Raw genomic sequence first — 24,234 nt, forward strand, 5'->3', positions numbered from 1 at the left:
TTAGCTCAGTTGGTAGAGCAGTTGACTTTTAATCAATTGGTCGATGGTTCAAATCCATCATGACCCACCATTCTTTATTCCTTGTGAATACGGTTTGGCATCAATCGGCGGATTTACGTAAGCTTTAACTTAGTAATAAGTTAGCAACTGGAATGGGTTATTAGCTCAGTTGGTAGAGCAGTTGACTTTTAATCAATTGGTCGATGGTTCAAATCCATCATAACCCACCATTCTTTATTCCTTGTGAATAATAATTGGTTCCAATCGGCGGATTTACGCAAAGTAGTAAGTTGCATTTAAACGCAACAATAGAGCGGGTCATTAGCTCAGTTGGTAGAGCAGTTGACTTTTAATCAATTGGTCGATGGTTCAAATCCATCATGACCCACCATTCTTTATTCCTTGTGAATACGGTTTGGCATCAATCGGCGGATTTACGTAAGCTTCATTCATAATTGAATAAGTGCATAGAGCGGGTTATTAGCTCAGTTGGTAGAGCAGTTGACTTTTAATCAATTGGTCGATGGTTCAAATCCATCATAACCCACCATTCTATGAAAAGTTATATAAGAGCGGGTCATTAGCTCAGTTGGTAGAGCAGTTGACTTTTAATCAATTGGTCGATGGTTCAAATCCATCATGACCCACCATTCTTTATTCCTTGTGAATAGGGTTTGGCATTAGTCGGCGGATATACGTAAGCTTCATTCTTAATTGAATAAGTGCATAGAGCGGGTTATTAGCTCAGTTGGTAGAGCAGTTGACTTTTAATCAATTGGTCGATGGTTCAAATCCATCATAACCCACCATTCTATGACAGTTTAATCGGCGGATTTACGCAAGCTTTTTACAAAGCAGATTTATATTAGAGCGGGTCATTAGCTCAGTTGGTAGAGCAGTTGACTTTTAATCAATTGGTCGATGGTTCAAATCCATCATGACCCACCACTCTCTAATACTTTCCTTTATATTCTTTTTTAATTTCCCACTTTATTTTTTATAAACAGCCTTACTAGTTCGCTGTTATTTGCTTTCATATTCTCGTATAATTCGCCCTAATTAATGCACTGTAGATAAGTGGTCGAGAACATGAGTCTAGCTCAAACTATTATGCCTGAAGGTTATATTTTTCCCCCTAAGCCAGCACCGTTAACACAAGACGAGCAAGGCGAACATAAAGCGCGTATAAAACAATTACTAAAAGATAAAAATGCAGTACTTGTTGCCCATTATTATACCGATCCTGAAATTCAAGCACTTGCTGAAGAAACCGGCGGCTGCGTTGCCGACTCGCTAGAAATGGCGCGTTTTGGCGCACGTCACGATGCAGATATGATTATTGTTGCGGGCGTAAAATTTATGGGCGAAACAGCCAAAATCTTAACGCCAAATAAAACTGTTGTTATGCCAACGCTTGAAGCAACATGTTCGTTAGATATTGGCTGCCCGATAGACGAGTTCTCTGCGTTTTGCGATCAGCACCCTGATCGTAAAGTAGTTGTATATGCAAACACCTCTACGGCTGTTAAAGCACGTGCAGATTGGATTGTAACTTCATCCTGTGCACTTGAAATAGTAGAGCACCTCGATGAGCAAGGCGAAAAAATCATTTGGGGCCCAGATAAGCACCTTGGTAGTTATATTCAAAAAAATACCGGTGCTGATATGCTTATGTGGAATGGCGCATGTATTGTACATGACGAGTTTAAAACAAAAGCACTCAAAGACATGAAAGCGCTACACCCAGATGCAGGCGTTTTAGTTCATCCTGAGTCACCAGCAGAAATAGTTGCTCTTGCCGATTCGGTTGGATCTACGAGCCAATTAATCAAAGCAGCGCAAACAATGGACAACAAAAAGTTTATTGTAGCAACTGATCGCGGCATCTTTTATAAAATGCAGCAACTATGTCCAGATAAAGAGTTTTTTGCGGCTCCTACTGCAGGTGAGGGCGCTTCATGTAAAAGTTGCGCTCATTGCCCTTGGATGGCAATGAATGGCTTAAAAGCGATTGAGGAAGCCCTAATTGACCCTAAAGGCAAAGAAGTATTTGTTGATATGGATTTACGCGAAGGCGCACTTAAGTCACTTAATCGCATGCTTGAATTTACCGCGAGTATGGCTAAGTAACCTAAACTCTGGCTAGAGAAAATAAATTTAAATATCATCATATTCAATACGTAGTAAATCTCTTAATCAGAGTTCAGGTTAAGTCATTTTTAAAGTATAAATTATAAACGGTTAAGTCTTAGATTTAGCCGTTTTTTTGTGCCTATAGGTAAGTGTTGCTTGATTAGTAAGCATTTAAAGGCCCAAATTTAAAAATGCCTTGCACCTTAAGGGTCTATTTCATACTATAGCGCGCTGTTGCATTACACAATTGCAGCACCGTGGAGGGATGGCTGAGTGGCTGAAGGCGCACGCCTGGAAAGTGTGTTTAGGTTTATCCCTAACGAGGGTTCGAATCCCTCTCCCTCCACCATTATTCTTAGAGCCCAGTTATTAATATCGAAAGGTAACAATAACTGGGTTTTTTAATGCCCTCAGAATGACTAATTATTTACTAAGCAAAGTGTCGATAACATGCCGACAAGTTCATGTTTTTCGATTGGTTTTGAAACGTAACCATCAAATAGCTGCCTGTATATTTCTTTTTGTTCTGTAAAAACATTAGCAGTTAATGCAATAACAATTTGTTCGCTATTAAGCGCCTTAATTTTTTTACATGCCTGAACACCATCCATTTTTGGCATTTGAATGTCCATAAAAATAATGTCTGGTTTGTGTAACTCGTATAATGAAATCGCTTCTAAACCATTGTTGGCAATAATAATGGTGGCTTTAGTTGGTTCAAGCATCGCAGCTGCAACAAGCTGATTTATTTTATTATCTTCAGCTAATAAAATAATTTTTCCAGATAGGTCAGGAAGCTCAATATTTTTGGTTGTTAATGTGCTGTCATCCACCTGCGCTTGTTTTAATGGTAAGTACACATAAAACTGACTCCCTGAACCTAACTGGCTTGTTACTTTAATTTCGCCATTCATAAGGCCTATTAATGATTTAGTGATGGGTAAGCCAAGGCCCGTACCACCATATTCACGCGTGGTTGATTGCTCAGCTTGTTCAAAGCGCTCAAACAATCGATCAATTGCTTGCTCAGAGATTCCAATTCCGGTGTCTGATATACAAGAACATATTTTTTTTTCGTCGGTTAGCCTAAACGTTACTGTAACGCCACCTTGAGATGTAAACTTAATCGCGTTAGATATTAAGTTTAAAAATACCTGTCTGAGTCTAACTGGGTCGCCCACCCAATGCTTGTGCTCAATATCAATCACAAATTTAAGGTAAATGTTTTTATCTGTTGCTTGCACACCTAAGTCTGACTCTAAGTGATGAATAAGTTCAAAAAAGTCAAAAGGCTTATTCTCTAATGAGAGCTTGCCGGCCTCTATTTTAGAAAAATCAAGAATATCGTTAATAATGGTGGTGAGTGCTCGAGTTGAATATAGTGATTTTTTTAAATACTCTTTTGATTTTTCATTAAGCGGTTGTTCTTGTAATAGTTGTAATGTGCCAAGTATACCGTTCATTGGGGTTCGTATTTCGTGGCTCATATTTGCTAAAAATTCAGACTTTGCTTGCGATGCTTGCTCAGCAAGTTCTTTTGAGTGACCAAGGGCTTGCTCGTGGTCAATTTGTTCTGTTAAATCGTAAGCAATACCTAAGTAGCCAACGGTGTCTCCTTCGTTATTTAACAACGAAGTGACACTTAAATTAACTTGTATTTGCTCGCCTGTAGAAGAAATGTATGTCCATTGATTAATATCTGGCTCTGTTGCTGTTGCTTTTAAGATAAATACTTCAAAACTAGGGGTGACAGGTTTATTTAATTCAGCACTAAGTAGTTTAGCCTTTTTTATAATTTCTTCTTTTAAATGAAATATGCCAGGGTTTTTAATGCCAATAACATCTTGCGCTTTGTAGCCTAATAACTTTTCAGAGGCGGGATTAAATAGGGTGATTAAGCCGTTTGTGTCGGTCGCTATAATTGAATAACTAGCACTGTTTAAAATACTTTGTTGGAGCATGCTCATATCGGCTATTTCTTGCGTACGTTGTTTAACTTCGCTTTCTAGTTTTAAATTTGCTTGCTGCAATGCGAGTTTATTTTTTTTAGCCTGAAGTGTTTTTCTCTTAATTCTTTGGTTTCTTCTAAAAATAAACAATTGCATTAAAAAAACTACAAACATACAGCCAATAGTGGCGAAAGAGCCATTAACAATGGCTTGATACCGACTAGGGAGATGAAGGTTATAAATAAAGGCGTCTGAGGCATCAATGGTAATTTTCCACGTTCTACCCATTAATTTTATAATTTTAGTTAATTGATAATCGTTAGTTTTGCTTTTTATGCCATAACTAAAAAAATCAGTCTCAGTATCGTTATTGATATCACTTATCGTTAGTTGATTTTCATCAAGGTGTGAAAGTGAGTCTAAAATTTTATCAATTAACAACGGCGAATATGCCCAACCTAAAAGCTCATTAAGGCGCTGTTTTTTATTATCAGAAATAGTAATGGTTTTATATATTGGCACTAATATTAAAAAGCCTTGTTGTGAGAGTTTATTCGCTTGTACTAAAGTCAGTGGCGCCGTTAATTGGGTTGTATTATTTATGGCAGCATTTAGTGCTGCCTGTTTGCGCATGCTCTCAGATCCAATATCTAATCCAATTGCTTGTAAGTTTTTTTGCTCAGGAAAAATATATTGAATTATAAAATGCTCATCACTAGTCGCTACGAGTGTATTCAAATTAAATGTCTGATCGGGTCTATCGTTTTTTGCATCATTCAAAAATTTATTTAATTGCTCAACGCCAACTTTTTTTATATAGCCAATACCATTAGCTCCAGGGAATTCTTTAGCGTAGTTACGGCTTCCAGAGTAGTTAGTTATGGCTTGATAGTTTAAGTTATTTGCACCTATCCCATGTACAAAGCCCTTTAAACCAAATAGCCCATATTGATACAAATCGAGCCTACTGTTAATACCTGTAGAAAGCGATGATAGGCGGTTATCAAGCGCACTGTTTATTTTATTTTTTATGGCTTCTTGGTGTTTAATATGAGCAAAGTAGGTAAGTATAATGCCCGCAACTAATAAAATGACGTGAGGAAGCAGTGAGATTAATAACCCTTTATTAACCGGTCGTGCTTGAATCATTAATTAATCCTTTTTCATGAGTCGCAGTAAGTGTGTTTCTATTTTAATAACGTGATAAATATAGCACCTATTATTCAAGACACAACTTTGTTATTAATTGGAATGTATATATTTTATAGAGGTTTAGAGTAGGGGGAGTCTAAAAAGTTGATTTTAAGCCTCAAGATAAAATTAAAATACATATAAATATAATAATTTATAAATTCTGCATCACTTTATAGATACCAACAAAAGTAGTAGAAAAAGGCGCTGGTTTTTGTGCCTATTGATTTTTAGAAGAAATCAGTTGCTCATAACTTTACTTAGGTAAGTTTAAATCAAGTAAAATTTAATTAATATTATGAGGCTTTTTTAAATAAAATTAGCGACTTAGATACGAGTGAGCAAGAGGTAATCTTTACCAATTTTTACAATTCATCCGAAATAAAACAAACTCTTACTATTTTATAATATAAAAATTAAAACATTATAAATTTATATTGTTCTATATTTATTAGCATGAAAGAAAGGTAATTACTTGAAATGTAATTACCTTATGACATGTTTGCCGTGTAGGTCAAAAAGCATACACATCCCTATGTGCTGCACAGTAAAAACTTAAAAAACAAGGTAACGGAGATAACTATGGCTCACCGAGTATCTAAATTACTTGCGGCAACAGGCGCAGTATTAACATGCATTTCTATTCCTTCGTATGCTGCTGTTAATGGGCTGACAGAACAAGATGAATTTAATTTAAAACTTAGATCAATTTATTTCGACCGTGACTACGATAACGACGCAAGTGACGATTCAACTTTTGCTCAAGGTATAGAGCTCAATTACACATCAGGTTATATAAATGATTTATTGAGTGTGGGTGTATCGACTTACACCGTAATGAATATTAACTCTACAGGTTCAGCCGCAGGTAATATTTTACCAGCAGGTAATGAGAGTGGCGGAGTAGACGATAGCTTTTCTAAATTTGGTCAATATTTTTTAGATTTTAAATTGGGCAAAAACGGTCACGTTAAAGTAGGTGGGCAAAAAACCAAAAGTATGCTTTTAAAAAGCTCAGGCAGTCGTGCTATTCCTAATACTTTTAGAGGCGTTTTTGGCGATTACAAAATTGGCAACACTAAATTATATGGTTACGTATACGATAAATGGAGCCGTCGACATGATGAAAGATGGGAAGACTTTTCTACCGATCAATCGGCACCTGGCGCCATTAGCGTAATTTGGGGCGTAGGTGCTACGCATAAAAAAGACGACATAACATTAGAGGCTGAATATTTAAATTCCCACAATTATCTAAGTAAAATGGGATTAAAAATTAGTTACGACATTAAACTTGAGCAAAGTAAGTTAACCCTTTCAACTGGCATATTTACCTCACAAGATGATGGTGATTTATTTGTAACAGGCGCAGAGGGCGGCGATTTAGATGATGAAGATGCAACTGGCGCATTAACAGGTTTAACTAAAAGTGAAAACGATGGATTTGCCTATTACTTAGATGCTGATTGGAAAAAAGATATTTGGAGTGTAGGTGTGGCATTTACTAAAGTAAGTGATGCTTGGATTGAAGATAACTTTAGTGGCGATCATGGTACAAACCCATTTCCAACTCGCTCATTGATTGGTGCCGATTTAACAAATCAAAACGAGGCAACGTGGCAGGCACGTTTTGGCATTGATTTAAAAGCAGTATCGCCAGGTTTAACAACAAAGTTTTACTACACAAGCGGTAGCGATGCTGAAAACTCTGCGCTGGGTAAGTTAGCTGGCACAGCTGATGAAAAATATTGGGCTGTAGATACGCGCTATAAAGTTGAGAAAATAAAAGGCTTAAGTTTGCGCTGGTTATTTGTAGATTATACAACCGAAAAATCAGGCAGCGTTGATGGTGTTAAAGGCGACAGAGCCGACCACCGAGTTTATGTAGATTACACTATTAAATTTTAAAATAACGTTTAATAAGCCAATGCAAATTTATACATTGGTTTTATTTCCTTTATTAATTACCACTATGATAAAACAAACAAATAGATAATAAAAATAAAGCTAATATATGTTTTCTCTTCAACAGTGGCAATCGCAGGGCCAATTCACTCATATTTCTGGCCATCAAATATTTACAAAAATAGCTGGTGATATAACTAAGCCTGCGCTGCTTTTAATACATGGCTTTCCAAGTGCTAGCTGGGATTGGGAAGGTATGTGGCAAACACTTAGTGAACATTATTTTGTAATTACGCTCGATATGCTAGGTTTTGGTTTGTCAGATAAACCAATAAACGCTACTTATAAAATTACCGAACAAGCCGACTTATATACCCAATTTTTAAAAACATTAAATATTAATGACGTACATATTTTAGCTCATGACTATGGCGATACAGTGGCTCAAGAGTTATTAGCAAGGCAAGTGGTTAGCCAAAGTGACTTTAAAATAAACAGCGTGTGTTTTTTAAATGGTGGGTTATTTCCTGAGGTGCATAAACCATTATTTATACAAAAGCTTTTACTTTCAAAGCTAGGTTGGGTAGTGCCAAAATTAATGAATAAACAAAAATTTGCCAATAATTTAGTTACTATTTTTAGTAAAAGTACACCGCCCTCAAAACAAGTGGTAGACACACTTTGGGAGTTGCTAATTTATAAAGGTGGTTTAGCCGTTATGCCTAAACTCATTAGCTATATAAAGCAGAGACAGCAAAACCGAGAACGCTGGGTTGGTGCCATCATAAATAGCAATATACCACTTACGTTTATAGCAGGCGCAGAAGATCCTATCTCTGGTAAGCACATGATTGAACATTATAAAAAGCTTATTCCGAATGCGCGCGTACAAGAGTTTGTAGAGCTTGGGCATTATCCGCAAGTAGAAAATCCAGATGCTATTACGCAGGCTTATTTGGATTTTAGAAATTGCCAATAAAAACGCGGCACTAAATTAAGTGCCGCGTTTATAAATTAATAACTCTGAGTATTTAGGCTTTGAACCTTAATATTTTTTCTTCGGTGCTTTTAATTGTTTTTCAAACTCGTCTGAAAACAATATCGTGCCGTCGTCTTCCTCTGTAGGGAAGGCAGCAATAAGTAAATCATCCTCTTCAAGGCCTGGTGTCCAGCGACTAAACCAGTCAGCAAGTGGAATTGCTTTAGCGCTGCAGCCAGCCCATTCGCCAGTTGCCCATGCTTCTGCAAATTCGCGAGTTGGCCAAACTGGCACACAGTCGTCATCTTCGTTGGCAAGCATAACGCAGCCATCATCGTCGTTTAAAATCCATACTTGTTTAAATTGTTGTACGGTTTCGAACATATAGGCTAGGCGTTTTTTTGCCCCAAGCCCTAAAATTACAGCTTGTTCTTCGCTTAAATTTGGCGTTGTCATAATTAGCTCACTCTTAATTACTATATCTAAATTATATGCACACAAGTATATCGAGTTATATGACAGAGTGTTGAAAAGTTGCTATTTAATTTCAGCAATGCAGATCTAATTTGTATATTGAACAGTATAAGTCACAACTAATTTGAGCGATCATTCAAAATAAGCTTGAATGTTTGTAAAAAGGCCACATTGTAGTAAGCATATACTTAATGAAGGATTGAAAAATGACTACTGATCTACTTGCTCCGTTTAAACTAAATAATACGATTGAGCTTAAAAACCGCGTACTTATGGCACCATTAACGCGTTGTATGGCTGACGATAACTTAGTGCCAACACAAGATATGGTTGAATATTATGCTCGCCGTGCCGAAACCGGTTTAATTATTAGCGAAGCAACTATTATTCGTCCAGATGCGCAAGGTTACCCAAATACACCGGGTTTATTTACCAGTGAGCAAATTCAAGGTTGGAAAAAAGTAACTGATGCAGTGCACGCTAATGGCGGCAAAATGTTTGCACAGCTTTGGCATGTTGGCCGTGTTGCACATCCTCACTTTTTTGATGGCGATGTACTGGCACCATCGGCAATTGGCGTTGAAGGCTCTGTACCTCGTATGCGTGAGCTTACATACATCACACCAAAAGCAGCGACTATAGATGACATTAAGGGCCTAGTAGCTGATTACGCAAAAGCGGCAGAAAATGCGATTGAAGCGGGTTTTGACGGGGTAGAAATTCACGGTGCTAACGGGTATTTGATTGACCAGTTTTTACATTACGCTGCAAATACACGCAGCGACGAATACGGTCAAACGCCTGAAAATATGTCGCGTTTTGCACTAGAAGTAACCGATGCAGTTATCGCCGCTGTAGGTAATGAGCGTACTGCTTTACGTGTTACACCGGGTGCTTATTTTAATATGAGCGAAGATAGCCGTGATAAAGCGGTATTCGATTACTTATTACCAGAGCTTGAGAAGAGAGATTTAGCATACTTACACGGCGGTATTTTTGACGACAGTACAACGTTTGAATCGCTTGAAGGTAAAACGACGTCTGAATTTTTACGTGCAGGCTACAAAGGTACATTAGTAGGCGTAGGCAGCTATACTTTTGAGTCAGCAAAAGAGGCAATTAACGATGCTAAGTTTGATTTAATCGCTATTGGTCGCCCACTTATCGCAAACCCAGATTACATTAGCAAAATTGCAAACGGTGAAGAGTTAGTACCTTACAGCGATGAAATGCTAGCTGAATTGAAGTAACAGCTAAATATTATATTTAGTTATTAAGGCACCCAAAGTTAAATCTTTGAGTGTCTTTTTTTGTACATATTCCCGCCATAAATCTTCCATATTTGTTTAACCTTTATGTAAATAAAGTTCATCCTCGTTGTCATGTTTAAAATCCATACTGTGCTCGTTTTCATATTTCATAATTAAAACTAAACGGGACAACAATGTACGCTTTAAAAAACAAATCGCTATTGAGCATGGCTATTGCTATAGCGGTATCAACATCTACTTATGCTAACGACAACACCATAGAAGAAGTAACCGTGGTTGCTAAACCAACGAGCTACGCTAACAATGTTATTGAGCCTGCAATGCTTGAGCAACAAAGTTCGGTATCGAGCATATTATCGGTTATTGATAATTTACCAGGGATTAGCATAAACGAAGGTGATGCATTTGGTGGCGACGATTGGTCTACTACAATCACTATGCGTGGTTTTAGTATTGATGGAAACCAACAACAATTAGGTATGACCGTTGATGGCATTCCCAATGGTGGCTCTAATTACGGCGGTGGTGCTAAAGCTAACCGTTACTTGGAGAGCGAAAATTTAGCAACAGTAGAAGTAGGTCAAGGTACGTCTGATATTAAGTCGGCTTCACTTGAAGCACTAGGCGGGACATTTAACTTTGTAAGTAAAGACCCAAGCCTTGAAAAAGGCACTACCTTTGCTTATACATCAGGCAGCCACGATGCCACGCGTTATTATATTAAACACGAAACAGGCACTGTTTTTAATAACACACAAGCGTACGTAAGTTACTCGCAAACAGATACAAGCCGCTGGATTGGTTCAGGCAGTAATGGGGGCAAAGACAACCAACACGCTGAGCTTAAGTTTGTATCTAATTTTGACGATTTAACACTTACTGGTCGTTTATCTTACGATGATGTAAGCGAGACAAACTATAACAGCGTAAGCCTTGAGCAGTTTGAACAAACACCAGATTGGGATCAGCTAACATGGAATTGGACGGGAGTTCCGCACTTTGACCAAATGTTTGCAGAAGGTTGGGGAACGCTTCGTGAAAATACCTTAGGCTATTTAAAATTTGAATACGCTATTTCACCAACTTCATTATTAACTGTTAGCCCTTATTATCATAAAAATTCAGGTCGCGGCGATTGGATCCCACCTTATTTAACAACGCCTGTTGATGAAAATGGCGACCCAACAACCGAGGGTGGCACTAATGCAGGCTCTTATGGTTTTGCTGATAGTGAAGGCAACCCGCTTGCACCCAATGCCGATTGTACGCAAAGTTTGAGCTGGCCATGGGAGTCGGGTCCTGGTTTAAATCCTGCGTGTTACGATGCAACAGCAACGCCGGTTATGTCTTACCGCCATACGCATTACAACAAAGATCGTTTAGGTGTAACGGCAAATTACCAAGCTACATTTGGTGATCACGATATAGAAGCGGGCTTTTGGTATGAGCAAAGTGAGCGTGATGAATCGCGTGATTGGCACAAAGTAATTGACGCGCGTATTTATCATCACTTTGATAGCACGCCTTACTGGACACAATACAAAAACACTTTTGATACCGATACATTCAAATGGTACTTACAAGACTCGATTAATTTTGGTGACTTAACATTAAATATTGGTGCAAAACAGTATTTAGTTGAATTACAAAAGTATGACCACTTTGCTAACGAAAGATCAGATAAAGTAGATAGCGACTCAGACGTGTTATTTAGCGGTGGCGTATTGTATCAACTAAATAACAGCACAGAATTATTTGCTAGTTACAGCGAGAATTTTTCAGCAATAAAAGACGGTGTGCTTGAGCGAGATAGCTCAACACTTACAAACATAGAGCCAGAAACTGCCGACAACATCGACTTTGGTGTACGTTACCAAGCCGACAGATTAACCCTTACAGCAACGGCTTACAGTGTTAAGTTTGATAACCGCATTACCTTTATTGCACCTGGTAGTGGCACAGACGGCATTGATTACACCATTGGTACAAATGGCTCGTACGTAAATGTAGGGGGTATTGACTCAAATGGGCTTGAGCTTGCAGCAAGCTATATGTTAACACCAAGCTGGAGCGTGTACTCGTCGTATACTAATAGCAGTTCTGAGTATTCATCCGATGATCCAAATGCATACGATTCACAGGGTGTAATATTAAGAGATGAAAGTGGTAATGAGGTAGCACCGAGCTTTAGAAAAGGCGACAGCATAATAGATTCATCAGAAGATTTATTTGTGATATCTACCGATTACTTTAGCGATGGCTTTCGTGTTGGTTTATCGGCTAAATACACTGGTGAGCGCTTAGGTGCATGGCAAGACGAAGACACTCGCACGCGTAATAAAGTAGACGGCTACACCGTACTTGATTTTAATGCAGGTTATTCAACTGACGTAGATGCAGGTCCGTTTAAAGCCATTGACGTATCGTTTGTTGTTTATAACGTTACTGACAAAAGCTACTTAGCAGGTGGTACTGGTAACGGCGCTACTTATTACATTGGCGCGCCACGCACCGCAGCAGTTACATTTACCGCTGACTTTTAATTAAGTTTTAGTAATTGAATTAAAATAAAGCCCATCATTGATGGGCTTTATTATATGAAAGGGCGCAAACGCGATGAAAACAATTATAAAAGTAACACTATTTAGCTTAAGTGTATTAGCGAGTAACTTTGCAACAGCAGCGCAAAATGTAGTGCTGGTAACGCTTGATGGAGTACGCTGGCAAGAAGTATTTTATGGGGCTGATAATAGCTTAATTAATAATACTGATTTTGTTAAAAAGCCAGAGCAATTAAAGACCCAGTTTTGGGCAAAAACAGCAAATGAGCGCCAGCAATTACTAATGCCTTTTTTAACGCAAGTAGTGGCTAAAAAAGGGATTATAATTGGCGATAGAGCTAACGGCTCTACTATGTCGGTAAGTAACCCGTGGTATTTTTCATACCCTGGTTATAACGAAATACTCACCGGTGAAGTTGACGAAAATATAAATAGTAATAACAAAGTGCTCAACCCAAATAAAACTATTTTAGAGCGTTTAGATAAGTTACCTGAGTTTAAAGATAGCACAGCCTTATTTGGTAGTTGGGATGTGTTCCCATACATTGTAAATACTAAGCGCAGTAACGTGTATGTAAATGCAGGTTTTATGTCAATTGAAGAGAATTTATTCACAGATGCGCCACTGTTAAATGCGCTACAAAACGAAATCCCCAGTCCTTGGTATAACGTACGACTAGACAGTTTTACATACCGCTTTGCTAAAGCGTATATGTTGGCTAAAAAGCCTAAGTTGTTAGTGATAAGTTTAGGCGAAACCGATGACTTTGCGCATGATGGTCATTACGATCAATACCTTAAATCGGCAAGGCAAAGTGACGCCTTTATAAAAGACTTATGGGCAACCATTCAAACTACAGCGGGTTATAAAAATAACACCGCACTAATTATTACTACTGATCACGGCCGTGGCAATAATGCCAACGATTGGCAACATCACAGCTCTAAACGTGCACTTGCTGAGCTAGAGTTAGGTGAAAATACCTACCCAGAAGGAATTGTCGGCTCTGAACATATTTGGCTTGCGGCCATTGGCCCCGCAATAAAAGGTAGTGGCTTAATTAAAACTAAAAATGAGCTTAAACAAGCGCAAATAGCGGCGACCGTTTTAAAGGCGCTTGGGCAGAACCCAAATGAAATAAATTCAAATATGGCGCCTGCTATTAGCGAGATTTTAAAATGAAGAACCTATTAAAACCATTAACCCTATTTGCCTTGGTGTTGAGTTTGGTTATTAGTACAGGTGTTACTGCCGCGCCATCTAAAATTCTATTTGGTTCGTGTGGGCATCAAGATAAAAAGATACCCATATTTAATGCAATTAACAAAGAGCAGGGCGATTTGTTTATATTTTTGGGTGACAATATCTACGGCGATACCAACGATATGGATGTACTTGCCGATAAGTACCAACGTTTAGGGGCAAAGCCTGGTTTTAAAACGTTAAAAGCGCAAACGCCTATTATTGCTATGTGGGATGACCACGATTATGGCCAAAACGATGCAGGTAAAGAGTATCCGCATAAAGAGCAATCACGCCAAATTATGCTTAATTTTTGGGGTGAGCCTGCAAACTCAGCGCGTCGCACTCGCTCTGATGGAATTTATACCTCGTACATGTATGGTGAAAATGAGCAAACCATACAAGTAATAATGCCTGATTTACGTTGGAACCGTGATGCGTTAAACCATGTAGGTGAGCTTGAATACTACACTAAACGTAAGTTAAATAACCAAGGCCCGTATAGTCCTAGTGAAGTGAAGGGCGCATCAATGCTAGGTGAAGCCCAGTGGCAATGGCTTGAACAAGAGCTTAAAAAGCCTGCTGCAATTAAATTGATTGCCTCAAGCTTACAGCTTTTACCCGATTTTACAGGTTGGGAGTCATGGGCAAACTTTCCTGAAGATAGAAACCGTTTATTTGCATTGATTAAAAAGCATAAAGTAAATGGGGTCGTGATCATCAGCGGCGATACGCACTGGGGTGAAATATCAAAGTACCAGCAAAACCTTGATTACCCATTAATTGAGATGACCAGCTCAGGCTTAACTGAAAAATGGAAAGACGTAAGCCCTAACAAGCACCGAGTAGGGAATTATACTCATAACGTAAATTACGGTGATTTAAGCATAGACTGGCAGCAAACTGATCCCACTATTTCACTTAAATTAAAAGGCATTGATGGCCAAGTAATAATGCAAAGTGACTTTAGTTTATCAAGTATTAGCCCTTATAAATAACATTACTCTATAAACAAAAACGCACAGTGATCAAAATTAATGCTGTGCGTTTAAATTACTTGCTAACTCTCTGATTTATTAATATCAATTACCTGTTTGAGCTACCCCTAATATTGAAAATATCTTACACTGGTTTTATCTCAAGCAAGGTCAGTGCTATATGCTAAATATTATTCAATCAAACCGGATGGAAGCCCTGCAAGCGCAGTTCCACCAGCTGTTAAAAATAAACCCATTGCAAAGCCCGTTCGACAAAGAAGTGGTGCTAGTGCAATCGCCGGGTATGTCGCAGTGGTTAAAAATAGGTTTGAGCGAAAACTTAGGGGTTGCAGCGCAGGTAGATTTTCCGCTGCCGTCGAGCTTTATTTGGCAGTTGTATCAGCAATTACTGCCAAATGTCCCTAAAGAGTCGGCATTTAATAAGCCCAACCTTGCTTGGAAACTGTTTGCAATTTTACCAACCTGCATTGATGAACCGCTTTATTTGCCGCTAAAAACCTATTTAGAGGGCGATATTGACGGGCAAAAAACCTTTGCGCTATGCGAAAAAATAGCCGATGTGTACGACCAATATTTAATGTACCGACCGCACTGGATAGCCACATGGGATAGCGGCAAAGATGAGCTTGATGACGTAGATGTAGCCATTGCCCCATGGCAACCTGATTTATGGCGACGCATTGTAAAGCTAAGCCAAGAACTTGGGCAAAGCCAATTTCATCGCGCTAATATGCAAGGGCAGTTACTTAAAGCACTTGAGACTATGGATAATAGCTTACTGCCACAACGCATTAGTTTATTTGGTATATCGGCGATTGCCAGCTCCCAGCTTGAGGTGTTTGAAGCACTGAGTAAAAAAACAGAGGTTATATTATTCTTTTTTAACCCAAGTGAGCACTACTGGGGCGATATCATAGATGAAAAAACAGCAGCTAAAATAAGCGCTAAATACGCCAAAATGCCGCTGGTGGAAGCGCAACAAAAAAAACAAACCAATCCAGATGAAGAATACTACTTTATTGGTAATCCGTTGTTATCGTCGTGGGGTAAATTAGGCCGCGACTATTTTGAACAACTTGTACAGTTAGATGCCCGTTGGATTGATGGTTTTATTGATGTGTTTGACGACACCTTACTAGGGCAAGTACAAAGCGAGATTTATCAGCTTGCGTTTAAAGGCGAATCGCTGACCGATAACAAAGAGTGGTTTATAAACGACGAAGGTAAGTTACCAATCAGCGCAACCGACACCAGTATTACGCTCAGCGATTGCCATACACCGCTCAGAGAAGTTGAGCGCTTGCACGACTACTTACTTAACTTATTTAATCAAAACCCAACGCTTACTCCCAAAGACATAATTGTCATGATGCCCGATGTAGGCACTTACAGCCCTTATATTGAAGCTGTATTTGGCGGGGCGCAAGGCAGCCGTTTTATTCCGTACGCATTAGCCGATTTAGCCATAGAGCAAGAAAAGCCCGTCCTTAGTTCATTTGCGAGTTTAGCTAACTTACCGTTTTCGCGCTTTGGTGTGTCGGATATTCTCGATTTATTACAAGTGACGCAAATAGCCGAAAAGTTTGGGCTTGAAGCGCACGAATACGAGCAAATTCAATATTGGCTTGAACGTGTAGGGGTAAAATGGGGTATAAACGCAGCGCATAAAAGCAGCTTTGATTTACCCGCTATCGATTTAAATACCTGGCAACATGGGCTCAACCGTTTACTGCTTGGTATAGCCATGCGCGACGAACAATGCCCGTTTAACGGTATTTACAGCGCTGATGAAGTAGAAGGCATGGCGCTTGATACGCTCAACAAGCTCGTGCATTTTATTGATGTACTGCAAAGCTTTAAAGAGCAGCTAACGCCCGATGATACGCTCACTAATAAAGCGCATATTTTAAGCGAGCTATTAAACGCCATATACGAAAGTGAAAGCGACGACAGCTGGGATTTATTAGTACTTCAAAACGTGCTGGAAGAGTTACAAAAACACCACGACAACGGCGATTACAGTAAAGCAGTTTCGCAGCGTATTGTTAGTTACTTAGTTAAACAAGGCATTCAAGAAAAAGGCGTAGGGCAGCGGTTTTTGGTTGGGCAAGTAAACTTTTGTACGCTTATGCCCATGCGCGCCGTACCATTTAAAGTGGTATGCATGCTGGGCTTAAACGATGCTGACTACCCGCGTAACGTACAACCCATTGGTTTTGACTTGGTGCCTTATTCTAAAAAGCAAAAAGGTGACCGATCACGTAAATTAGATGACCGCTACTTATTTTTAGAAGCGCTACTGAGTGCCCGCGACAACTTATACATGAGTTACATTGGTCGCTCGTGTTTTGATAACCAACCGCGCATGCCATCAACGCTTGTAAGCGAGCTGTTAGAATATATTGGGCGTAGTTTTGTATTAAGCGAAAAGAGTGAAAAAACGCTGCCCGCATGTCTAATTAATCAGCAGCATTTACAGCCCTTTAATAGCCATTACTATTTAGCCGATGAGCAAGCAAATACTGTGCTGAGCAACCACAGTTACAATCCAATTTGGCTGCCAAGTGAGTCAATTAAACCAGAGCCAGTTATTGCGCTTGATGTGACTGTGCCAGATCAGCTAGATCTCGATGTGTTTATTAGAAGTGTGTGCAGCGCACAAGAGAGCTTTTATCAACAAACATTGGGCTTACGCCTGCCACAATTTAACGAAGTAGCAAAAGACGAAGAACCCTTTAGCCTAGATGCGCTGCGCCGTTATTTTTACCTTGATGAAATACTCGAAGCAAACATAAACGAGCAACCCCTAAGTACCGAGCAAATACTGCAGCGGGGTGAGTTACCTCAAGCCAATGTAGGCAGTCTCATATTTGAGAGTATGGAGCACCGAGTTGACGCGCTTGCAGGGCAAGTAAAAGAGCACATTAAAGGCGGGAAAAGTGAGCCAATAGAAGTTTTGCTTACCATTGAAGGCACTAAAATAGAGGGCTGGCTCAATCATGTGTATTTGCAAAAACAAGTGTTTTACCGCAGTGCGAGTATTAAAGCGAAAGATTTAATTAAAGGCTTTATTTATCACCTCGCAGCGCAAAGTATGGATCAACAAGTAGAAACATTGTTACTTGGGCTTGATAAGCAAATTACCTTTGCGCCAATTAATAAAGCTGATGCCGATGCATTGTTACTTGATTGGTTTGAGTTATACAAAGCGCTGCGCGCGGAGCCTGTGCCATTTTTTCCGGTAAGTGGTTATGAATACGTTAAAAGCGGCGGCAATATAACAAAAGCAATGAGCAAATTTAGCCCGCAATACATAGGGCGAGGCGAGGGCGAAAATCCGTATATTCGCTTAACGGTGCAATCGCTAAACGACTGCCAAGAAGAATTTATAAAATGGAGTGATAAATTGCTCACGCCTTTATTTGAACACGCAAAGGAGAGTGACCATGCAAGCGCTTAATCCTCTTACTATGCCGCTCATTGGTCAAAGTTTAATAGAAGCCAGTGCGGGTACTGGTAAAACTTATACAATTACGGGGCTGTATTTACGTTACTTACTAGGTATGCAAATAGAAGGTGAGTTAAATACGCCGCTTAGTGTTGAGCAAATTTTGGTAGTAACCTTTACCGACGCTGCCACTCAAGAAATTAAAGACCGCGTACGTAGCCGAATTATTGCTGCGCGCGACGCATTGCTTGGGCAAGACCCAAACGACGAACTCATTGAAGGCGTAATTGCCAAAATTGATGATAAGCACCGCGCGTTTGATTTGCTCGATGCAGCTGCTAAATCAATGGACGAAGCCGCTATTTTTACTATTCATGGCTTTTGTCAGCGGATGCTAAAACAACATGCGTTTGAGTCGGGAGTGGCGTTTAATCTCGAATTTATTTTAGATGAGCGCGACATATTACTTGAAACTATTAAAGATTTTTGGCGTGCGTTTGTATACCCACTTAATAAAGAACGCACCGATGCTATTTTAGATGTATTTGCCGCACCAGAGTCTTTATTCGCTCAAGTGGCGAGTATTTTAAACAAAGCTAATGCGCACATTACGCCACAAATAAATTTAGACGATGTGTGGAAAGCCCGTGACGAGTACATAACCCGTGTGCCTGCATTTAAAAAAGCGGTGTTAGAGCAAGAGTTTATCGGTGCTATTAAAAGCTCGGGTTTAAGCGGGTCTAAAACGCCAGCACGAAAAGGCAGCCTTGGTGCGCTTGAAGCATTTTGTTTAGGCGGCGATTTGTTTTTTGAATTTGGCACTAGCAAGTATTCGTTTGAAGTGTGGAGTACAGAAAACTTAAGCGATGTGAGCAATTATAAAAAAAATCAGCCATTATTTGTGCATCCATTACTGAGTCAGTTTGACGAGCTTGCCGCCCTTAACAACACCATAAACCAAGGGCTCAAAATAGCGGTTATACAACATGCAGCACGCTGGGTAAAAGCCGCAATAGTTAAGCGTAAACAAGAGCAAAGCGTTATCACCCCAGATGACTTATTGACCAATTTACATAGTGCGCTTAATAACGAGCAAGGCGAAGTACTAGCGCAAAAAATTGCGCAGTTGTTTCCGGTTGCCATGATTGATGAATTCCAAGATACCGATCCGATTCAGTACGGTATTTTTAGTAAAATTTATGGGCAACAAAATACCACGCTTGCCATGATAGGCGACCCTAAACAAGCTATTTATGGCTTTAGGGGCGCAGATATTTTTACCTATATTGGCGCAAAAGAAGCTGTACAGACTGATCAGCAATTTACGCTGGGTACTAACTTTCGCTCAAGCACCGATATAGTCAATAGCGTTAATAGTTTATTTGGCAAACACGCTAACAGCTTTATTTATAACGACGCCATCCCCTTTAACGCAGTAGCTGCTAAAGGTAAAAAAGCGGAAGACTCTTTTTTAATTGATGGCAAACCCGCGACCGCATTCGAATTTAATGTATTTGTGGATGAAGCCGCAGACGAAAAAAACAAACCAACCAATAAAGGTATAGGGCAAGCGCATTTAGCCACTCACTTTGCTAATAAAATAGTCACCCTGCTTGAAAAAGCAAAACAAGGGGATGCGTGTATTGGCAGTACCCCTGTAAGCGCTGCCGATATTTGTATATTAGTGCGCGACCGTGTTGAAGCGCAAATAATGAAAAAAACGCTAGATGATGCCAAAATAGCCAGTGTGTATTTATCGCGCGAAAGCGTTTTTAGCCAAGAGCTTAGCCATCACCTACTTAACTTTTTAACAGCGCTGCATGGACAATATGATGAGTCATTGCTGCGCGGTGTTTTAGCGGGTCCGCTATTTTGTTTAAGTTATAACGAAATACATGCACTCGCTGATGATGAAAATCAATGGCAAGACTACTTAAACTTTTTTGCACAACTTAGCCACATTTGGAACAAGCAAGGCGCTATGGCCATGCTTGAGCGCTTAATGAGCCATAACCAGCTTAGCGCTAAATGGCAAGGGTTAGGATATAACGTTGAGCGTTGGCTTACTGACTTTAGGCACTTGGGCGAAATACTTCAGCAAAAACAAATAGAGCTTGAAGGCACGCTGCGTTTACTGCGATGGTTTGCACAAAAGGTAAGCCAACAAGACGGTGAAACAGTACAGGTACGCCTAGAAAGTGACGCCAACTTAGTTAAAATTGTCACTATGCATGCCTCAAAAGGGCTTGAATACCCTTTGGTATTTATGCCGTTTGCCAGTGGCTATCGCGAAACAAAAGAAGCGCTTTATCATAATAATGGCAAGCTAGTTTACGATTTAAGTAAAGACGAAGATGCCCTTCAAAAAGCAGAGCAAGAGCGCCTAGCTGAAGATTTACGCCTGCTTTATGTAGCACTTACTCGCGCCGTACATTTTTGTGCGCTTGGTGTTTATAACATAGGGCAAGGACAAAGTAGCCGCTTGGCTATGCAAAGTAGTGCACTTGGGCATGTTTTATTTGCAGGGCTTGAACTTGCCAGTAGCCAAACATGGCGCACGCATTTAAGTGAGTTTTGCGACGCTAACAGCGCGATGAGCTATCAGCAATTTACCTCACAAACATTATTAGAGCAGGGAACACTTTGTTTTAATAACAGTGAAAGTGCGCAGCAAACGTTAAGTGTTAATAAAGTAACAGCAAATATTGAACGTAACTGGCGAGCAACCAGCTTTAGTGCGTTGAGCTTTAAAAAGCACAGCGACCAATTAGCCCCAGGGCGAAGTGATGAAGATCACGAAAAAGACGAGTTTGCAGTGCAAGAGGACGAACTACCATCACCTTATAGTTTTCCTAAAGGGGCAAAGCCTGGTAGCTGTTTACACGAAATATTTGAACAAATAGATTTTACTAGCCCAATAGTTCACCCAACTAATACCGAGCAAAACTTATCTGAAGTAGTTAAGCGCAGCCTTGAAAAGTACCACATAGGTGATCAATGGCGAGAAGTGGCTGAAAAGTGGGTACTTGATGTTCTTGCGTGCCCCCTAGATAACAGTTCTTTAGAAAAAAGCCTTCTTTCATTGGGTGTGCTTACACCCAAAGATTGCCTAGTCGAAATGGAATTTAATTTACCTCTTGAGAGCTTAAGTGCACCAAAGCTAAACGAAATGCTGGTTAAACATTTTGGTTTTACACAAAGTAAGCTTGAGTTTTCGCACGTAAAGGGCTTGTTAAAAGGCTTTGTCGATTTAATATTTTGCTACCAAGGCAAATATTATATTTTAGATTATAAGTCTAATTATTTAGGTAGCACGCCAGCTGATTACGAGAGCGACATGCTTGAGCAAGCGATGAGCAGTCATCAGTATCATTTACAGTATTTAATTTACACCGTAGCACTGCATCGTTTATTAAAACAACGTATAGCTGATTACTCAATAGAAACTCATTTAGGCGGCGTGTATTACACATTTTTACGAGGAATGCCGGCAGGGCAAGGTGTGTACTTTAAAAAGCTAACTGAAGAACAAGTGATTATTTTAGATGGCTTATTTAGCCAAGGAGCCATGCTATGAGCGATTTAAATGAGCAACCTGGTTTGTTTGACGATATAGACGAGACACTTAATAATGAAGCCGTAGAGCCTCTTACTTCAAAAAATGTAGCACAAGATGTCCCATTAGAGGACATTGTGTTAAATAATACTATTATCGAAGTCCCGTTACTTGAATATTTATTAGCGCAAAATCGACTACGTGTGGTTGATGTTAAACTCGCTGAATTACTGTGTGCTAATGACATTGAGCAAACACATAATGAGGTGTTTTATATTATTTTATTACTGTGCTTATCGCAGCAAAGTCAGCATAGCTGCCTAACTTTAAATGAGGTTGACTGGAGCAATCCTTTTAACTTGCGCAAAAGCGACTTTAATAAACTAGATGGCAATGTACCCAGTACGCTAAGCCCGTTTAGTGATGACTTTAATGTACATACAGCGCTCAGTTATTTGCAAAACCATGAAAGCGTGGGCGAAAATAAACCACTGCAACTGTTTAAAGAGCGACTTTATTTTGCGCGCCTTGCCGGTTATGAGCAAACACTCGCAGATAGACTATTAAGCATGAGCGAGCGAAAGCTCAATATTAATAATGAAATATTGGCAGAACTTTTAAATACCTATTTTCCTGCTGATTCTGCAATTGAAACTGATTGGCAAAAAGTGGCGTGTGCGATTGCTGCCTCCAAAGGCTTTAGCGTGATCACGGGTGGTCCAGGTACCGGTAAAACTACCACAGTGACTAAGTTGTTGGCTATTTTGCAGTCACTTTATAAAACCGCGCCGCTTAGCATTAAGCTGGTGGCCCCTACAGGTAAAGCCGCTGCACGTTTAAGTGAGTCTATTTTAGGCGCTAAAAATAAGCTCACAACGATTCCTGATGATATAAAAACGCTGATACCGCAAAACGCTCAAACTATTCATCGCTTATTAGGCGTAAAACCGTTTACTAATAAATTCAGACATAACAAAAGCAATCCACTGCATTTAGATGTGCTGATTATTGACGAAGCCAGTATGGTCGATTTATCGCTGATGGCTAAATTAATAGAAGCACTGCCTGCGCATGCGAGATTAATACTCCTAGGTGACAAAGACCAGCTGGCCTCGGTAGATACTGGCAGCGTAATGAGCGATTTATGCCAAGGTTTAACACTTGGGCAAACGCCACGCTACTCGCAAGCACGTTGTGATGAGCTAAATAGCTTATGTTTTAATAATGAGCCTAAGCTCGTAGCGCAAAGCGTGAGTGAATTTAAACTCGCAGATTGCGTTGCCTTTTTACAGCACAGTTATCGATTTGATGCACAAAGCGGCATTGGTCAACTCGCACTTGCGGTAAACACAAATAACACCGGTATTTTAAATTACGTTGAGCAAGAAAGTACCGAAGGGCGTTTTAACGATGTAATTTTAGATTACGACTTTGTAGCGAAACCAATTGAAAAGCTTGTTAAAAGTGCAGCAAGTCATTATGCAAAATACCTTAACTTAATTGCCCAAGGTGCAGATGTTGCACAGGTGCATGCTGCTTTTGCTAGTTATCAGCTTTTAGCTGCGGTACGAGAGGGCGATTACGGCGTGCATAGCTTAAATCAGCGAATAGAGCGCGTATTGCAACAGCAAGGTTTAATAACAGTTAGCCCTAATACTCATCATTATACAGGCATGCCCATTATGGTGAGCCAAAACGATTACCAGCTTAAGTTATTTAACGGCGATATTGGTATTTTAATGCCCGATGAAAGCAATCAGCTCAAAGCCATATTTATTGACGAGCAAGGTAATCAACGAGCATTTTCGCCAGCACGACTCCCTGCACACGATAAAGTATACGTAATGACTATTCATAAATCACAAGGTTCAGAGTTTAGTTACACCGCTATGGTACTGCCACCGCTAAAACAAGCGCGCATGGGTATTAACAGGCAATTAGTGTATACGGGAATAACTCGCGCTAAAAATAAGTTTGAGCTGGTGGCTGACAAAAAAGTACTGCAACTAGCAATGAATAAAAGCGTATCAAGAGCATCTGGTTTATATGAAAGGTTACAATTTTAAGCTTAATTTGAATTTTTTATTAATAATTTAGCTTCAAACTGCTTGTTATTTATCGCGTTATTATAAATGTCTTCTATACTAAAGTTAATTTTATATTGAATGTATTCGGGCGTGTTGATCTTTGGTGGGTGAATTTGCAGTAGTGTGTTTGGTTTTTAGCCAAGGCAGAGCCTATGTAGTGTGGTATTCCCCATAAATAGGCGATAACGTAGTATAAATACCAAACATACGCTGCCCTTTGGGTTCTTTCTAGGGACGATTAAATTTTTGTTGCCTACATGGATGTAGGTAAGGGGCGTGAGCAGGACGCGGAAGCTTTGCTCGGTTTTTACTTATTCTTACATGGATGTAAGCCATTAGAATAACGCAGGAGCAGTTATCGAGCCCACTAGGTTACAAACCTCGCGCCGTGATTTAATCGCCCCTAGATTGAACAAATTTCAATCCACAAAGGTCAACA

General features: G+C 39.7%; 12 protein-coding genes and 7 tRNA genes. 17 read left to right on the forward strand and 2 right to left on the reverse strand.

Annotated elements, in window-relative coordinates:
- Nucleotides 1-154 precede the first annotated feature (154 nt).
- From H5160_RS17050 to H5160_RS17085, 8 genes are all read left to right on the forward strand, one after another.
- Nucleotides 155-230, forward strand: a tRNA-Lys gene (locus tag H5160_RS17050).
- An 85-nt stretch (nt 231-315) separates the two neighbouring features.
- A tRNA-Lys gene (locus H5160_RS17055) sits at nt 316-391 on the forward strand.
- Nucleotides 392-474: 83 nt separating this feature from the next.
- Nucleotides 475-550, forward strand: a tRNA-Lys gene (locus tag H5160_RS17060).
- A 24-nt stretch (nt 551-574) separates the two neighbouring features.
- A tRNA-Lys gene (locus H5160_RS17065) sits at nt 575-650 on the forward strand.
- A gap of 83 nt (nt 651-733) precedes the next feature.
- Nucleotides 734-809 (forward strand) — tRNA-Lys (locus H5160_RS17070).
- 63 nt (nt 810-872) lie between these two features.
- Nucleotides 873-948: transfer RNA gene (locus tag H5160_RS17075), tRNA-Lys, on the forward strand.
- A gap of 141 nt (nt 949-1,089) precedes the next feature.
- Entirely contained in the window at nt 1,090-2,130 is a 1,041-nt protein-coding gene (gene nadA, locus H5160_RS17080; RefSeq protein WP_182738126.1) for a quinolinate synthase NadA, read from the forward strand.
- A gap of 262 nt (nt 2,131-2,392) precedes the next feature.
- Nucleotides 2,393-2,482: transfer RNA gene (locus H5160_RS17085), tRNA-Ser, on the forward strand.
- Between the two features lie 70 nt (nt 2,483-2,552).
- Here the strand turns inward: H5160_RS17085 and H5160_RS17090 are convergent.
- Nucleotides 2,553-5,231 carry a CHASE domain-containing protein gene (locus H5160_RS17090; RefSeq protein WP_182738127.1) on the reverse strand — a complete coding sequence of 893 codons (2,679 nt, stop codon included), beginning with the start codon at nt 5,229-5,231 and terminating at the stop codon, nt 2,553-2,555.
- Between the two features lie 624 nt (nt 5,232-5,855).
- On the opposite strand from H5160_RS17090, the gene H5160_RS17095 reads away from it, so the two are divergent.
- Nucleotides 5,856-7,181 (forward strand): OprD family outer membrane porin, encoded by a 1,326-nt coding sequence (locus tag H5160_RS17095; RefSeq protein WP_182694195.1) that lies wholly within the window; start codon nt 5,856-5,858, stop codon nt 7,179-7,181.
- Nucleotides 7,182-7,287: 106 nt separating this feature from the next.
- A complete protein-coding gene (locus H5160_RS17100; protein ID WP_182738128.1) occupies nt 7,288-8,157 on the forward strand; it encodes an alpha/beta fold hydrolase in 870 nt (289 codons plus the stop codon).
- Nucleotides 8,158-8,223: 66 nt separating this feature from the next.
- Here H5160_RS17100 and H5160_RS17105 read toward each other — a convergent pair whose 3' ends face one another.
- On the reverse strand, nt 8,224-8,613 hold the full coding sequence (locus H5160_RS17105; RefSeq protein WP_002962412.1) for a DUF2750 domain-containing protein: 390 nt from the start codon (nt 8,611-8,613) through the stop codon (nt 8,224-8,226).
- Nucleotides 8,614-8,837: 224 nt separating this feature from the next.
- On the opposite strand from H5160_RS17105, the gene H5160_RS17110 reads away from it, so the two are divergent.
- The 7 genes from H5160_RS17110 (at nt 8,838) to recD (ending at nt 23,774) form a co-directional block, all read left to right on the forward strand.
- Nucleotides 8,838-9,881, forward strand: a complete 1,044-nt coding sequence (locus H5160_RS17110; protein WP_165723927.1) for an alkene reductase — start codon at nt 8,838-8,840, stop codon at nt 9,879-9,881.
- A 194-nt stretch (nt 9,882-10,075) separates the two neighbouring features.
- Nucleotides 10,076-12,445 (forward strand): TonB-dependent receptor domain-containing protein, encoded by a 2,370-nt coding sequence (locus H5160_RS17115; RefSeq protein WP_182738129.1) that lies wholly within the window; start codon nt 10,076-10,078, stop codon nt 12,443-12,445.
- Nucleotides 12,446-12,518: 73 nt separating this feature from the next.
- Nucleotides 12,519-13,646 carry an alkaline phosphatase family protein gene (locus H5160_RS17120; protein ID WP_182738130.1) on the forward strand — a complete coding sequence of 376 codons (1,128 nt, stop codon included), beginning with the start codon at nt 12,519-12,521 and terminating at the stop codon, nt 13,644-13,646.
- Nucleotides 13,643-14,704: an alkaline phosphatase D family protein gene (locus H5160_RS17125; RefSeq protein ID WP_182738131.1), complete on the forward strand. Its 1,062-nt coding sequence runs from the start codon at nt 13,643-13,645 to the stop codon at nt 14,702-14,704. The genes H5160_RS17120 and H5160_RS17125 overlap by 4 nt, the downstream gene beginning before the upstream one ends.
- 160 nt (nt 14,705-14,864) lie before the next feature.
- Nucleotides 14,865-18,164 (forward strand): exodeoxyribonuclease V subunit gamma, encoded by a 3,300-nt coding sequence (recC, locus tag H5160_RS17130; RefSeq protein ID WP_182738133.1) that lies wholly within the window; start codon nt 14,865-14,867, stop codon nt 18,162-18,164.
- Nucleotides 18,151-21,729 carry an exodeoxyribonuclease V subunit beta gene (recB, locus tag H5160_RS17135; RefSeq protein WP_182738134.1) on the forward strand — a complete coding sequence of 1,193 codons (3,579 nt, stop codon included), beginning with the start codon at nt 18,151-18,153 and terminating at the stop codon, nt 21,727-21,729. The genes recC and recB overlap by 14 nt, the downstream gene beginning before the upstream one ends.
- A complete protein-coding gene (gene recD / locus H5160_RS17140; protein ID WP_182738136.1) occupies nt 21,726-23,774 on the forward strand; it encodes an exodeoxyribonuclease V subunit alpha in 2,049 nt (682 codons plus the stop codon). Before recB ends, recD begins: the two co-directional genes overlap by 4 nt.
- Nucleotides 23,775-24,234: the final 460 nt, after the last annotated feature.

This window comes from Pseudoalteromonas sp. SG43-4, assembly GCF_014164325.1.
Taxonomy (GTDB): Bacteria; Pseudomonadota; Gammaproteobacteria; order Enterobacterales; family Alteromonadaceae; genus Pseudoalteromonas; species Pseudoalteromonas distincta.

Bases quoted from the DNA above. Each gene is read 5' to 3' on its own strand.
- nadA (WP_182738126.1), top strand. From the start codon at position 1,090: ATGAGTCTAGCTCAAACTATTATGCCTGAAGGTTATATTTTTCCCCCT.
- H5160_RS17090 (WP_182738127.1), bottom strand. From the start codon at position 5,231: ATGATTCAAGCACGACCGGTTAATAAAGGGTTATTAATCTCACTGCTT.
- recB (WP_182738134.1), top strand. From the start codon at position 18,151: ATGCAAGCGCTTAATCCTCTTACTATGCCGCTCATTGGTCAAAGTTTA.
- H5160_RS17120 (WP_182738130.1), top strand. From the start codon at position 12,519: ATGAAAACAATTATAAAAGTAACACTATTTAGCTTAAGTGTATTAGCG.
- H5160_RS17095 (WP_182694195.1), top strand. From the start codon at position 5,856: ATGGCTCACCGAGTATCTAAATTACTTGCGGCAACAGGCGCAGTATTA.
- H5160_RS17110 (WP_165723927.1), top strand. From the start codon at position 8,838: ATGACTACTGATCTACTTGCTCCGTTTAAACTAAATAATACGATTGAG.
- H5160_RS17115 (WP_182738129.1), top strand. From the start codon at position 10,076: ATGTACGCTTTAAAAAACAAATCGCTATTGAGCATGGCTATTGCTATA.
- H5160_RS17125 (WP_182738131.1), top strand. From the start codon at position 13,643: ATGAAGAACCTATTAAAACCATTAACCCTATTTGCCTTGGTGTTGAGT.
- H5160_RS17105 (WP_002962412.1), bottom strand. From the start codon at position 8,613: ATGACAACGCCAAATTTAAGCGAAGAACAAGCTGTAATTTTAGGGCTT.
- H5160_RS17100 (WP_182738128.1), top strand. From the start codon at position 7,288: ATGTTTTCTCTTCAACAGTGGCAATCGCAGGGCCAATTCACTCATATT.
- recC (WP_182738133.1), top strand. From the start codon at position 14,865: ATGCTAAATATTATTCAATCAAACCGGATGGAAGCCCTGCAAGCGCAG.
- recD (WP_182738136.1), top strand. From the start codon at position 21,726: ATGAGCGATTTAAATGAGCAACCTGGTTTGTTTGACGATATAGACGAG.